At 44.3% G+C, this 13,496-nt stretch carries 17 protein-coding genes; 5 read left to right on the top strand and 12 right to left on the bottom strand.

The genetic code is table 11. The features are described 5' to 3' along the window. Positions 1-24 precede the first annotated feature (24 nt). The 5 genes from VRU48_RS18710 to VRU48_RS18690 are packed head-to-tail and all read right to left on the bottom strand — an operon-like array spanning position 25 to position 3,770. Positions 25-531, bottom strand: coding sequence for a shikimate kinase (locus VRU48_RS18710; RefSeq protein ID WP_330109447.1), 507 nt, complete (start codon positions 529-531; stop codon positions 25-27). Then, positions 528-962 (bottom strand): DinB family protein, encoded by a 435-nt coding sequence (locus VRU48_RS18705; RefSeq protein WP_330109446.1) that lies wholly within the window; start codon positions 960-962, stop codon positions 528-530. The genes VRU48_RS18710 and VRU48_RS18705 overlap by 4 nt, the downstream gene beginning before the upstream one ends. Position 963: 1 nt before the next feature. Continuing rightward, positions 964-2,019 (bottom strand): ABC transporter permease, encoded by a 1,056-nt coding sequence (locus tag VRU48_RS18700; RefSeq protein WP_330109445.1) that lies wholly within the window; start codon positions 2,017-2,019, stop codon positions 964-966. Between the two features lie 2 nt (positions 2,020-2,021). Further along, a complete protein-coding gene (locus VRU48_RS18695) occupies positions 2,022-3,173 on the bottom strand; it encodes a BT_3928 family protein (protein WP_330109444.1) in 1,152 nt (383 codons plus the stop codon). A gap of 54 nt (positions 3,174-3,227) precedes the next feature. After that, positions 3,228-3,770 (bottom strand): DUF1599 domain-containing protein, encoded by a 543-nt coding sequence (locus VRU48_RS18690; RefSeq protein WP_330109443.1) that lies wholly within the window; start codon positions 3,768-3,770, stop codon positions 3,228-3,230. Positions 3,771-3,824: 54 nt separating this feature from the next. Here VRU48_RS18690 and folP point away from each other — a divergent pair, with 54 nt between their 5' ends. Both folP and cdaA read left to right on the top strand, forming a co-directional pair. Then, positions 3,825-4,679, top strand: a complete 855-nt coding sequence (folP, locus tag VRU48_RS18685) for a dihydropteroate synthase (protein ID WP_330109526.1) — start codon at positions 3,825-3,827, stop codon at positions 4,677-4,679. A 70-nt stretch (positions 4,680-4,749) separates the two neighbouring features. Further along, positions 4,750-5,541, top strand: a complete 792-nt coding sequence (cdaA, locus tag VRU48_RS18680) for a diadenylate cyclase CdaA (RefSeq protein ID WP_199136803.1) — start codon at positions 4,750-4,752, stop codon at positions 5,539-5,541. A gap of 117 nt (positions 5,542-5,658) precedes the next feature. Here the strand turns inward: cdaA and VRU48_RS18675 are convergent, their stop codons facing one another. The 5 genes from VRU48_RS18675 to VRU48_RS18655 form a co-directional block, all read right to left on the bottom strand. Further along, positions 5,659-6,069: a BrxA/BrxB family bacilliredoxin gene (locus tag VRU48_RS18675; RefSeq protein WP_330109442.1), complete on the bottom strand. Its 411-nt coding sequence runs from the start codon at positions 6,067-6,069 to the stop codon at positions 5,659-5,661. 146 nt (positions 6,070-6,215) lie between these two features. Further along, positions 6,216-6,668, bottom strand: a complete 453-nt coding sequence (locus VRU48_RS18670) for a CCC motif membrane protein (protein WP_330109441.1) — start codon at positions 6,666-6,668, stop codon at positions 6,216-6,218. A gap of 4 nt (positions 6,669-6,672) precedes the next feature. After that, entirely contained in the window at positions 6,673-7,026 is a 354-nt protein-coding gene (locus VRU48_RS18665; protein ID WP_330109440.1) for a DUF2752 domain-containing protein, read from the bottom strand. A 69-nt stretch (positions 7,027-7,095) separates the two neighbouring features. After that, the gene (locus VRU48_RS18660) at positions 7,096-7,293 is read right to left on the bottom strand and encodes a hypothetical protein (RefSeq protein WP_330109439.1); all 198 of its coding nucleotides are present in this window, start codon (positions 7,291-7,293) and stop codon (positions 7,096-7,098) included. Between the two features lie 82 nt (positions 7,294-7,375). Then, complete coding sequence (locus VRU48_RS18655) at positions 7,376-7,750, bottom strand: hypothetical protein (RefSeq protein WP_330109438.1); 375 nt, start codon at positions 7,748-7,750, stop codon at positions 7,376-7,378. A 96-nt stretch (positions 7,751-7,846) separates the two neighbouring features. Here VRU48_RS18655 and VRU48_RS18650 point away from each other — a divergent pair, with 96 nt between their 5' ends. From VRU48_RS18650 to VRU48_RS18640, 3 genes are all read left to right on the top strand, one after another. Then, a complete protein-coding gene (locus VRU48_RS18650; protein ID WP_330109437.1) occupies positions 7,847-8,605 on the top strand; it encodes a 3-keto-disaccharide hydrolase in 759 nt (252 codons plus the stop codon). A gap of 122 nt (positions 8,606-8,727) precedes the next feature. Then, positions 8,728-10,044: an adenosylhomocysteinase gene (gene ahcY, locus VRU48_RS18645; protein ID WP_330109436.1), complete on the top strand. Its 1,317-nt coding sequence runs from the start codon at positions 8,728-8,730 to the stop codon at positions 10,042-10,044. A gap of 197 nt (positions 10,045-10,241) precedes the next feature. Next, complete coding sequence (locus VRU48_RS18640; protein WP_330109435.1) at positions 10,242-10,592, top strand: DUF6370 family protein; 351 nt, start codon at positions 10,242-10,244, stop codon at positions 10,590-10,592. A 60-nt stretch (positions 10,593-10,652) separates the two neighbouring features. Here VRU48_RS18640 and VRU48_RS18635 read toward each other — a convergent pair whose 3' ends face one another. Both VRU48_RS18635 and VRU48_RS18630 read right to left on the bottom strand, forming a co-directional pair. Further along, positions 10,653-12,290, bottom strand: coding sequence for an ArnT family glycosyltransferase (locus VRU48_RS18635; RefSeq protein ID WP_330109434.1), 1,638 nt, complete (start codon positions 12,288-12,290; stop codon positions 10,653-10,655). A gap of 118 nt (positions 12,291-12,408) precedes the next feature. Beyond that, the gene (locus VRU48_RS18630; protein WP_330109433.1) at positions 12,409-13,374 is read right to left on the bottom strand and encodes a polysaccharide deacetylase family protein; all 966 of its coding nucleotides are present in this window, start codon (positions 13,372-13,374) and stop codon (positions 12,409-12,411) included. Between the last annotated feature and the right edge of the window lie 122 nt (positions 13,375-13,496).

Raw genomic sequence — 13,496 nt, 5'->3', positions numbered from 1 at the left:
ATACAATAATCCTTCTCCGAAATGCTAAAGATTCTGCAAACGGATTGCTTCCTCTAATCTTTCTGCATCCAAATCGAAAGAATTGACGATTACTTTGGCTTGGTTATAAAAGGGATTTCTTTCGTCCAGTTTCTTGATGATAAATTCGAGCAGTTGTTCATCGTCCATGCCTTTAAGCAAGGGCCTTTTCTCACGGTTATGCAAACGTGAAACCAGCTGTGGCGGGGTCATTTGCAGGTAAACGGTAATGCCATGCGCATTCATCCAATCTATGTTGTCGAAAAAACAAGGTAGGCCGCCACCCGTAGCTACAATGCAGGTTTCGGGATAGGCATAGGTTTTTAGCGTTTGGCTCTCGAGCTCGCGAAAAGCGGCTTCGCCATGCGTTGCAAAATAATCGGCAATGCTTTGTCCCTCGCGCTCTACCATAACGGCATCCAAATCTATTACCGGACAATCGAGCCGATGTGCCAATTGCTTGGCCTTGGTACTTTTGCCGCAGCCCATAAAGCCTACCAAAAAAATTATCATAATTGGTTTGTTCTTTTTAAGATTACAAAATCGGTTGCTGGCGGTGTTTGTCCAGCTTTTTTGAGCATCGTTGCAATTTGCGCCCGATGATAGGTAGAATGGTTCACCACATGAAACAGGATATCCTGCAGGTTGTTCTCAAATTCTCCATGGGCATTTGCATAGTGGATTAGCTCGTCTAATTGCCTTGTCGACAAAATCGTATCAAACAGTTTGGCATTTTCGGCGCTTAGCGCTTCAAAAGCAGTTTTGGGTTGCTCTTCCCACACCCCTTTCTCGGGTTGTTGGCCCAAAATCCGTTTGGCCCAAATATGCTGCGCAGTGAGCACATGACTAAACAGCCTATCGGCTTCGGGCAAATCTGTCTTGTGCAACGCCGCGATAACGATGGCATCGGCTTTAGTGGTATAATTTAAAAGTTCTGCAAACATATTAGGCAAGTTTAACCCTTGGATCTATCCAGGCATACAACAAATCGACCAAAATATTAACCACCACAAATACAAAGGCGATAAACAGAATGGAGCCCATTACCACTGGAAAATCAGACATTTCTAAAGCAGTAACCGTGGTACGGCCCAAGCCGTTATAGCCAAAGATGTACTCTACAAAGAAAGACCCGGCCAACAACGAGGCAAACCAGCCAGAAACGGCGGTAATTACCGGATTTAAGGCATTTTTCAGGGCATGTTTGTAGATAATGGCATAGCGACCCAAACCTTTGGCCTTGGCCGTTCTGATGTAGTCTTGCGCCAGCACGTCGAGCATGGCACTACGGGTAAGCTGTACAATAATGGCCAAGGGGCGCAGGCCAAGCGTAATCATGGGCAACCAGAGGTTTCGCCAAGTAATGACCTGGCCTTTAAAAGGATCGTAGCTGTACAAACTACCACTCATGTTCAAACCGGTATAATCGGCCAGTACAAAACCAAACAGCCAGGCAATGATAATACCGGCGAAGAAAGAAGGTGCCGAAATGCCCAAAATGGCAAAAGAATTGGCTAATTTATCTATCCAAGTACCCTGATGGACCGCCGAAACCACCCCCAACAGCACCCCAATGAGTGTAGCGAATATCATAGCGGTTAAAGCCAGCACAAAAGTATTGGGTACGGTTTCCGAAAGAATGGTGGTTACATCTCTCTTGGTTTGATAAGAACGACGTAAATAAGGCACTTTGAGCACCACCACATCGGCGCCGGTTTTAAACAGTTTTTGGTAATGGTATTTTTCCTGATTTTCGGCCGTGTTAGGATGAATGCTGATTGGCAATAAATCGTTCAGGTAGAGCAGGAATTGAACCGGCTTGGAGCGATCGAGCCCAAATTCCTTACGCACAGCCTCCAGCGACTGCACATCAGAGCGTTGCCCCATGGTCATTCGCGCGGGATCGCCCGGCAGGATATTGAACAGCACAAACACCACCGAAATAACGCCAGCCATCACAGCCAGGCCATATAAAAATTTTCTGATGGCGTAACGTCCCATGGCTATTTACTGAGGTATTGGGCCGACAACTTTTCGAATGAAGGTACGGTATGGTAATGCCATTTGTTGACAATGGTGCCATTTTTCAGGAGCATGACCCCTGGGTTTGCCCTCACCATGCTTTTCAATGGCACGGCATCGGCATAAAACACCTCCATAAAAAGTTTCATCCGTTTGCTAAAGGCCTGCGCCTCTTGCGCCGAATTGGAAGTAAGCAAAACCGTGCGCACATTGAACTGTTCGGTGGCATTAAGCGCCAGGGCATTGATTTCGGCAATGGCTTTTTCGTCGGTATGCTTCAAATCGTAAGCCACCACCACTAAATTGTAATAGGGATTTTCGATCAGCTCCTTGGTGTAATCGGTTCCCGAAGCATCAGTAATCACCAAATCCTTTATTTTGACGTCGTAGCCTTTTTTAATCAGTTTCTTCTCAGGCGTACCTACCACTTCCCAATTGTCGTCTTTCCACACCTCCTGTTTCATGTAGTCCTTATCGCTCATGGTTTTGGCTTGGCCGGTTGCCTTATTTTTGAGCTGGTACATGATCAGGAATTCGTCTTGTGGTGCTCCGGGAGGGATTTTCATCGATTCTGGAATATTAGATCCCACTTTATAAGGCAAAAAATCGATGATGGGCAGGTAATTATAAGTGAACATGCCAAATGCCACCGCAGCCACCAAAACAGCTGTAGACAAACCGCTTTGCCAACCCGAATGCTGGGTAAGCGGTTGTATTTTTTCGCGCTTGATGAAAAGATAAACGATTAAAACCAATAAAATCAAGTCTTTGCTGAACGATTGCCAAGGCGTAAGCGGAATGGCGTCGCCAAAGCAGCCACAAGAGGTCACCACCTTAAAGGCCGCCGACACAAAAGTGAGGAAGGTAAAAAAGATAATCAGCCCCAATAAGCCCTTGGTCACCTGGTTTCGCCAAAAGCCAAAGAGCAGCAAAGCGCCAAGGTAAACTTCGAGCACACATAAAATAATGGCGATGCCCGTTGCCCAGTTGCTCAGAAAAGTGATATGGAAAACCTCAAAATATTCCTGAAGCTTATAGCCAAAACCCAGCGGGTCGTTCAGCTTGATCAGGCCTGAGAAAATGAACAAAATCCCTACAAACCATCTCGAAAAGTTTAAAGCTATCTTTTGCATAATCAGTAATTTTAACCGTTTTCGTTTGCCTGGGGCACAACGAATCTATTTCATTTATTTAACGCCTAATTTGATCAGGGCAAATACGGCATAGTTCAGCATATCCTGGTAGTTGGCATTGATGCCTTCCGAAGCTACGGTCTGTCCCAAGTTATCTTCAATTTGTTTCACCCTGAAAATCTTCATCAAGATCAGGTCTGTTAAAGAACTGATGCGCATATCTCTCCAGGCTTCGCCGTAATCGTGGTTTTTGGCAAACATGAGCTCTTTGGTACCATTTACGTGCTCGTCGAAGAGTTTCTCTACTGTTTCTACGCCCAGTTCGAGCGGATCTTGCTCGGTAAGGCCGAGTTGCATCATGGCAATTACACAATAGTTCACAATGCCGATATACTCCGAAGTCACGTCCTCGCCCACTTTCGAAACCTTCTTTTCTTCAAGCGTACGGATGCGTTGCGCCTTGATAAAAATCTGGTCGGTTATAGAAGCCGGCCTCAAAATGCGCCAGGCTGTACCATAATCTTTTGTCTTCTTTAAAAAAAGCGATTTGCATACCGCTATTACCTCGTCGTACTCTTGTGCTGTGTTATTGGCCAAAACAATAAAATATTTAGTTTAAAGCTGGGTTAATGCCTATTTTTGCATTAAATGATGGCTAAAGATACGTTTTTAAACCGAAAAGCAACACTAAATAGCAAAGGCAAACCGATTGAACTGAACGCTCAGGCGGTGATGGCAATCCTCAATTTAACGCCCGATTCTTTTTATGGCGAAAGTCGTGCGGCAGGCATTGAAGAAGCCTTGCGCAAAACCGAAACCTTTTTAAACGAAGGTGCAAAATTTATCGATATCGGGGCGTATTCGTCTAGGCCCGGCGCGGCCGATATCAGTGCCGACGAAGAACTGCAACGCCTTATTCCGGTGGTGGAAGCTTTGGCCAAAACATTTCCAGAGGCTTTGCTTTCTATCGATACTTTTAGGGCGAGGGTAGCCAAAGAGGCCATTTTGGCCGGTGCACACCTGATTAACGACATTGCAGCAGGCAATTTAGACGAGGCCATGTTTGCTACGGTTGCCGAACTGCAGGTGCCCTACATCATGATGCACATGAAAGGCACACCCCAAAACATGCAGCAAAACCCAAACTATGAAAACGTTGCGCTAGAGGTTTTTCAATATTTCGACAAAAAAATAGCCGCATTAAAACAGTTAGGCGCCAAAGACATCATTATAGATCCAGGTTTCGGCTTTGCCAAAACCATCGAACACAACTACGAACTGTTGCAGCAAATGCAGATACTGAATAGTTTTGGCTTACCCATTTTAGCTGGTTTCTCCAGAAAATCGATGATCACCAAAGTACTGCACAACAAAGCCGCCGATGCGCTGAACGGCACCACTGTACTCAACACCATTGCCTTGCTTAAAGGTGCCGCCATTTTAAGGGTACACGATGTAAAAGAAGCGCTCGAGTGCATTAAACTGGTGAACATGGCTACCGCCTAACCAACACATTTAACCGGTTAGCTGTTTGGCTGCCATGAACAATTGACCATATTTTCTTATATTGCTAACGATGAAGAGCTTCGACTTTGATTTCCTTAAATTTAGCTGGGCCAGTGCCATAGACATCATCTTGGTGGCCATCCTGATTTATTACGTCTACAGCCTGATCAGGAATACGCTGGCTGTAAATCTCCTGCTGGGTATGTTCATCATCCTCATTTTTTACCAGGTGGTGAAAGGGCTGCACATGGACTTGCTTTCTAAAATTATAGACAAGTTCATCAGCGTGGGCATCATGGCCTTGATCATTATTTTCCAGCCAGAAATCAGGCGTTTTTTGCTGCATATCGGGAAGTCTACTTTTTTGCAGAAGAACAAAGCCTGGTGGGGCTATCTGTTTGGCAGCAAGGATAGGGAAAGAGACAACCTGTTGCGCATCAAACCCATTATCGATGCTTGCAAAAGCATGAAGAAATCGAGAACCGGTGCCTTGATTGTGTTTGTAAAGTTTTACGATGACGAGCTTTTCACCAACAGTTGCGAAATCATTGATTCGAAGATTTCGAAGCGCTTGCTCGAAAGCATCTTCCAAAAACACAGCCCCTTGCACGATGGCGCCGTAGTGATTGCCGAAAACAAGATCAAAAGCGCCAGCTGTATCCTGCCTCTAACCGACAACGATAAATTGCCACCCCAATTTGGCCTTCGCCATAGGGCCGGCATTGGTATTTCGGAAACCGCCGACGCCGTTGCAGTAATCGTTTCTGAAGAAACCGGCGAAATTGCTTATGCCAAACAAGGCCGCGTACGCATGAATGTTTCTTTTGGAGAGCTGGAGAAGTTGTTGAATAAGGATTTTTAGCCTATAGTTGGTAGTCCACAGTCTTTTAGTCTATGGTTTAGGGTTCTTTAGCCAACAAAAAACCCACCTTGTTTTCTTCAAGATGGGCTATTTTATAACAGTCTATTTAAACCGATTTTAGCAATATTGCTCAAAAGCGCCGATTAGATTTTCGGCAATCATTTGTGCTGGCCGGCCTTCAATTTGATGACGTTCGATGATGTGTACCAATTTACCGTCTTTGAACAAAGCCATCGATGGCGATGACGGAGGAAAAGGCATCATATAAGACCTAGCTCTATCTACTGCATCTTTTTCCATACCTGCAAAAACAGTAACCAATTTTTGGGGATGTTTGGCATTAGCTGCGGCAAGCTTCGCTGCCGGACGGGCATTGGCTGCCGCACAACCGCATACAGAGTTTACCACTACAAACACGGTTCCTTCGCTTTTTATCGCTTCGTCTACCGCTTCTACAGTTTTTAATTCTTCAAAACCTACGTTGGTCAATTCTGCACGCATAGGTTCTACTAAATATTCAGGATACATTTTTTCTCTTTTTTATTGAATAATGTACAAAGATAGCAAACATTGTGCGCTAATATTTACATCACGATAAAATAACAATTTATTGACGTTGGTTTATAACAAAAGAACCGGGTTTTAGGCCCGGCTCTTTCGTTATTTAGCTTTTTTTATTGCAAACTCCTAATGGCTTCTTGCAAGGCTTCTGGATTTTTCACTACGCCAAAGCCGAACATGGCAAAAAGCGCGATATACATGAGCAGATCCAGGATACTTAAGATCAACCCGATGATGGCACAAACCCTACCGGCATTCAGGTTTTTATAAGAACTTTCTGTATAGGCGCCTACATTCATGGCATACAGCTGCCTGTCTTTTTTGCTCAATACCAAGGCAATAACAGCCAAAATAACCCCCAGTACGCCATAGCAGCAGCAGGTTACAATAGACAATATACCTAGCACCAATACGGCAGTTGCATTGGGCAATGATTGTTGCATGCCTCCAAAGTTACCAAAGCCTCCATTATTTGGCGGGAAAGGTGTTTGAGGCGGTGGTGGTGGCGGTGGCGTACTTTGTTGTGGCACCGGATTTTCTTGTGGCGCTAGTTGTTCTTCAGACATGGTTTTAAATTAATTGATGGTTTAATATTTTATAAATATAATTGACTACGATAATTAATGCGATACCAATATAAAGGATTTTTATCAAAAATGCCCCGTTCTTAAAATCAAATTTCAGGTGGAGGATGGTAAAAACCACCAAAAAGAGAATCGGCAAAGTTGGAGGATAAAGCTTAAACGAAGCCACTACATCGCCCTTCATTAAGGCCAAAACCGATCGTTGAAGGCCACAGCCCGGACAATCGATGCCGAAGGTCTGCTTAAACGGACAAGCCAGTAAATGCCTTTCGAGCCAGTGGATAAATCCTCCGGCTTCTGTTAACAGCAGCAACAACCCCAATCCGACAACGTTTTTCATCTGGGCTAAAAATAGCAATTAATTGCGAGCTGAAACCTCGCGTTTTTTAACATCGCCTCAAGTGGTATGTTAGGATTTGATGCCTTGCTGTTCTGCATCAGCAATCGCTGTTGTTTCGTCTGCCAAATCAACATTAATTTCGATGATTTCATCTCTTTTCCCAGTGGGGCGCGGTGGTATTCCTCCTGCTAAGCCAACGCCTGCCACAGCCAAAAACAGCAACAAAACAAGGCCGAGCAGCCTCAGCATTTTTTTGAAACTTTTCATGTGTTCTTAAAGAATTAGTGTTGCCGAACGCAACAAATGGTGTAAAATACGGCCAGTTCAACAGCCAATAGATCGAGCGCGATTAAACGTTCGGGCCTACACTTTCTTTAAAACTTTGAGGAATGGTTTTTTGATGGAGAAGAATGCCTTTAAAACTATAGTCGAGCGTACATTTAAGCCGTACGGCATAGCGCACTTTTACCAGCAAGCCATAAGTTAAAACAGCATAGCGATTAACATCTTTTTTTGCTACACGTGGTACCGGTTTGCCATAAAGAACAGTTCTCTTTTGGGCAACGGCCTTTTGCACATAAGCCAACGCTGTTTGGTAAGTGCTGGGCAGACCGCTTTCGCTGCTTTTGGCGAAGCCGGCAAAAGTAAAGATGCTCAACAACAAAGCCAGTGCAAGCAACCATTGCTTGGTATTTTCTCTGCGGTATGTAATATTTTTTGGCATCTTGCTATTCAAAGATACAATTTAGACAGTCATCTACATTTTTTGTTATAAATGTGATTATCTTGTTTTCTTAATCCACCTAAAAAATCAGAAAAAATGAAAAGATTATTGACAGTTATTGGTGTTTTTGCAGCTTTATTTGCTTCGGCCCAAAAACCAGAAGATACCGAGGTTTATACGCCCGCACCCAAAAAAGTAACTCCCGCCAAGGTTATGGGCGATGCCCCTTCTGATGCCTTGATTCTGTTCGACGGAACAAACCTGGACCAATGGGTTTCGGTAAAAGACAAGACAAAACCAGCTGGCTGGATTGTGGCCAATGGCGAATTCACGGTAAAAAAAGGTACCGGAAACATAGAAACCAAAAAATCGTTTGCCAACTACCAATTGCATTTGGAATGGAAAATACCTGCTAACATTAGTGGCAAGGGACAGGCAAGAGGCAACAGCGGTTTATTTTTAGCCTCAACCGGCCCAGGCGACGAAGGATACGAACTCCAAATACTCGACAATTACAACAACGAAACCTATGTAAACGGACAAGCCGGAAGCATTTACAAACAGTTTGTCCCTTTGGCCAATCCAAATAAAAAACCAGGCGAATGGCAAACTTATGATGTCATTTGGACTGCCCCGATATTTAAAGAAGACGGCGCTTTGCAACAACCGGCAAAAGTTACGGTAATTTTCAATGGCGTATTGGTACAGAACAATGTAGAGCTCTATGGACCTACGCAATACATAGGCAAGCCATCTTACAAAAAGCCCCACGGCCCGTTACCCATAAAGCTACAAGACCATGGCGATCCAAGCGAGCCAATCAGTTTTAGGAACATCTGGATCAGGGAGTTATAAAACATGGGTTAAACCTGCCACAACAAACGAAGTTTTAGTTATATAACAACTCATTATTAAAGTATAATTTTACTTTCACAAAGTTATGCTGTACCTTTGTGTTTCAATTTAAAATAAATCATATGTCATCAGTAGAGACAACTTACGTTCCTTACAAAGTTAAGGACATTTCACTGGCAGAATGGGGCCGTAAAGAAATTACATTGGCAGAGGCAGAAATGCCGGGCCTAATGTCGTTGCGCAAAGAGTTCGGACCATCTAAACCCCTCAAAGGCGCCCGCATTGCCGGCTGCCTGCACATGACCATCCAAACGGCGGTTTTGATCGAAACCCTGGTTGAACTAGGTGCAGAAGTAACCTGGTCGTCGTGCAACATTTTCTCAACCCAAGACCACGCCGCTGCCGCCATCGCCGCTGCAGGCATCCAAGTTTACGCCTGGAAAGGCCTAAACGAAGAAGAGTTCGATTGGTGCATTGAGCAAACTTTACACTTTGGCGAAGACCGTCAGCCGTTAAACATGATTTTAGACGACGGTGGCGATTTAACCAATATGGTTTTCGACAGGTTCCCTGAGCTGATTGTCAACATCAAGGGCTTATCAGAAGAAACCACTACCGGCGTACACCGCTTGTACGAAAGAATGAAAAACGGAACTTTGCACTTGCCTGCCATCAACGTTAACGATTCGGTAACCAAGTCTAAGTTCGACAACAAATACGGCTGTCGCGAGTCGTTGGTTGATGCGATCCGTCGCGCTACCGATGTGATGATGGCTGGTAAAGTGGCTGTAGTTTGCGGTTACGGCGACGTAGGTAAAGGTTCAGCTGAATCTTTGAGCTCGCAAGGTGTACGCGTAATCGTGACCGAAATCGATCCGATTTGCGCCCTACAAGCCGCTATGGAAGGTTACGAAGTTAAAAAACTAGCTACGGCCATTAAAGAAGCCGACATTGTAGTAACCACTACTGGTAACTGCGATATCGTTCGTGCCGAGCACTTCAAAGCTTTAAAAGACAAAGCTATCGTTTGTAACATCGGCCACTTCGACAACGAAATCGATATGGCTTGGTTAAATTCAAACTATGGTGATACCAAAGTTGAAATCAAACCTCAGGTAGACAAATATACCATCGATGGCAAAGATGTAATCATTTTGGCCGAAGGCCGTTTGGTAAACTTGGGCTGTGCCACTGGCCACCCTAGCTTTGTAATGAGCAACTCGTTTACCAACCAAACTTTGGCGCAATTGGAACTTTGGACCAACCCAGGCAAATACGAAAACAAAGTCTATGTATTGCCTAAGCATTTGGACGAAAAAGTTGCTCGTTTGCACTTGGAAAAAATCGGTGTAGAATTGGATGTTTTAGACCAACATCAAGCAGATTATATCGGCGTACCGGTTGAAGGCCCTTTCAAACCAGATACCTACAGGTACTAGTCCTTTAGGCTATAGTCTTAAGTCCAAAGTCATTTTGGGCTACAAAATAGAGGGATGTGCAAAACTGCATGTCCCTTTTTTATTTCAACTGCCATCACATCTGTTAGTGATAGTTTATTCCATCGGATTTAGCCAACCAAGGCCAGTATTTCATTTGCCAATAAAATACTTAGCTTTGAACATCAATTTTTCTCCATATGAAAAAGTTCATCATCGCAATTTTTGTTGTCTTAGCAGGCCTAAGTGCCCATGCCCAAACCAAGCCTAAAAAAGCGGCACCCGTTCAAACCATCACCAAGCAAACCGTAGAAATTGCCTGTGGCGAGTGCCAGTTCAAAATGAAAGGCAAAGACTGCGAATTGGCCATCAGGATAAATGGCAAACCCTATTTTGTAGATGGCAAAGGCATTGACGACTTTGGCGATGCCCATGGCACCCATGGTTTTTGCAATGCCATTAGCAAAGCCGAAGTAAGCGGAAAAATCGTAGACAACCGCTTCAAAGCCACCAGCATCGAACTTATTCCCGAAAAAAAGGCCGAGCAATAAGCCGCGATAAATAAATGCACAAGTGCCACCCAATAAATTAGGCAGCATTGGGTTGCGCTCCTATGGCAACTTTACCAAGTAGAATTTCTCCAACACCTTGGCTCGTGTGCGGTAGTTTAAAAAACTGCCTTTGAGTTTGGTAATGTGGTAGTAATCGAAAGCTTTGAGCACTTTAGCACCATAATCGGTTTGTAGCCGAGGCAATTGTGCTGCTGGCACATACAAAATCATTTCTTTTTTGTGGCGCTTGTCTAATTCTTCAAAACTGTAAAAGTAGCTTGCTTCTTTGTTCGCATAAAAATCAAAAGAAAAAGCATCGACATACATCAACACCCCGGCATCGGTCTGCGGGTAATGTTCGTTTAGCCAACGTCCGGCCTGCATACCTGCCTGGTATTTTAAAATGGCCGGATAAAAGAACAAGTATAAAAAAACCATCAGGCCAATTGCCGTAGCACTGCCACTAGCTACAATGGTAAGTTTGCTTGCCTTGCCAAACAGCAGGAAGTTGCCTAAACAAACTAGGACCAATATCAAGAGGAGCCCAAGCGTAGCTTCAAATCTAAAGAGCACAGCTAAGCCAATCAGCAATGCCATTACGAGTACCAACAAGATGCCTTGAACCCTGTAAAACGTCAAAAGCCCTTTGCCGGCAAGCTTGTTCAGGTAAACGGCCGTCATCATGGCAAACTGTGGAAAAATAATGATGATGTAATGAGGCAACTGGAATTTGGAAAGCGAAAAAATCAAGAATGTAACAGCTGCGCTAGACCAAACCATGATATTTTCGGGTGGCAATCCTGCACGGCCCTTCTTCTTAAACAATGAAACCACAGCACCACAAAGCAATATAGACCAAGGCAAAAAGGCCCAAAGCGTGGTATGCAAAAAGAAAGAAAGATCGCCCCTGCCTTTAATGGGTCCATTGTTAAAGAAACGTCCAAACTGACTATCCCAAAAAAAGAACCGCAAGCCAGAATAGCCCGTCTGGCCAAACACAACTTTCTCTGGATGCAAATCAAATTGCTGGTAAAGCGCATACAGCTCCGGACTTATAAAAAACAAAATGAGCAGCAAAGCCAGCCACCACTTGACTTTTAAAAACTGCCGGTACTGGTTGGTCAGCAACCAATAAATAATACAGCCTCCCAAAATGGGTATCGTTACAAAAATGCCTTTCACCATCATGGCACAGGCGGCAAATAAGGAACCTGCCACAAGGTGCAGCCACGACGAACGATGCGCCCGGTAGTAATGATACAGCGAAGCCAGCACAAAAAAGGTAATGTAGCTTTCTGCGCGTACGTCGAAGTTTGAAATAACCACATGAAGTGCGCTTAAAAAAATAATTACGCTCAACAATGCCGTTTGCTGGTTGTACAGGCTTTTGGCAAAGCGATAGAGGTAATAAGCGCCAAGCAAACTGGCCAAAAAAGATGGCAGCTTATAGGCGAATGCAGAGATACCAAACAATTTAAAAGAAGCGGCAACAATCCAAAAAGTGAGATGGGGTTTGTCTAGCCAATCGGCACCACGTACATCAAGATTGAGCCAATCGTTTCTCAGCACTATGTTTTTGCCTATGGAAGCATACAATGCTGCATCGGGTTCCATTACATCGGTCCAAAGCGCCAAGCTGCCCATAAGCACCAGCAGCAAGATGATCCAACCGTAAAGTTTATGCTCTTCAAGCTTCATTATTGCTGTATGCGTGGCTTTTGCCACGAACATGCCGCAAGCTAAATGTTCAAGAAAAAATAAACCTTAACTGGATGTTAAGTTTCCAGCCATCGGTGTAAACCGTTGTTCAAACTCGCTATTTGTATTCTTTTTCAAGCCCCTGTCTTAAGTCGAACAAAAGCCATTGCTTGTTTTTAACGTCGACCTGCCTGTTTTGAAGCAGTCGGATAAAGTCTTTGACCCCGATTTCTTCGTTGCCGTTGCCATGGATCAGCACAATGCTTCCTGCTTGCGCCTGTTGTCCCTTGGCCAGCCAGGCATCGCTGCCTACCGGAATTAAACCGTAATTTACGATTTGCGCGAACAATTGCGGACTCGAAACCAGCCCCGGGAAGCGAAAAAATACCGAAGGTGTCAACCCGTTTTTCAGCATCAGTTTTTCGTTTTCCAACACCTCTACATCCAAATTGGTGCCCGGCGCCAGCAAAAAGTTTTGGGCCAAAGGCAAACTGTTCACCTCATGGTTGTACGAATGGTTGATCCAGGTAATGGTCAATTCGTTTTGTGCCACCAGGCTTTTTAGCCAATCGAGATCTACCTGATGTTTCAACATCCATTTGCCCGACACCGAAATAGCCAAAGGCACCGGTTTTTGTATTTTCTTAAATTCATCCAGCAGGTGCTGAAAAATAACACGGTCGAGGTTTTTATGCGAAGGACATAAATCTATGGTGAGCGCAATGCCTTTTTCTTGCGGAATGGCATGATCTATCCCCGAGTTCTGCAGGCTTTTGCTATTAGACAGGGCTGCATCCAATGCTTTTACGTAAGGCGAATTTTTAAAAATGGCCCTTACATTTCCGATATCCAATTTATCGAGCGTAAAACCATCGGCGGGTTTCACAAAAGTCAGCAGGCTTTGCGGGTCGGCCAGTAGCAGATATTTCTGGTTGCCATTAACAAAGCTCCGCAAGGCAAGCCATTTGCCATTGTTAGCTGTAGCGATGGCATAATTGACCTTATATCGTTTAATCGAGTCAAAGTTCTGGGCAAAAGCTGCCGAAGCAATTAATGAAAACAACAAGAGCAGTTTCAGTTTCATGTTGCAAATATAATCAGGAAGTTCAGTTTCATGGTGTTGAAAGTTCTAGACCATGGTCCATAGTCCATGGTCTATGGTCTATAGTCTATGGCCCAATAGCCGACGGACGAAACACTAATGAC

This window comes from Pedobacter albus, from assembly GCF_036324255.1.
GTDB lineage: Bacteria > Bacteroidota > Bacteroidia > Sphingobacteriales > Sphingobacteriaceae > Pedobacter > Pedobacter albus.
This window is presented reverse-complemented; position numbering and strand designations above follow the sequence as displayed.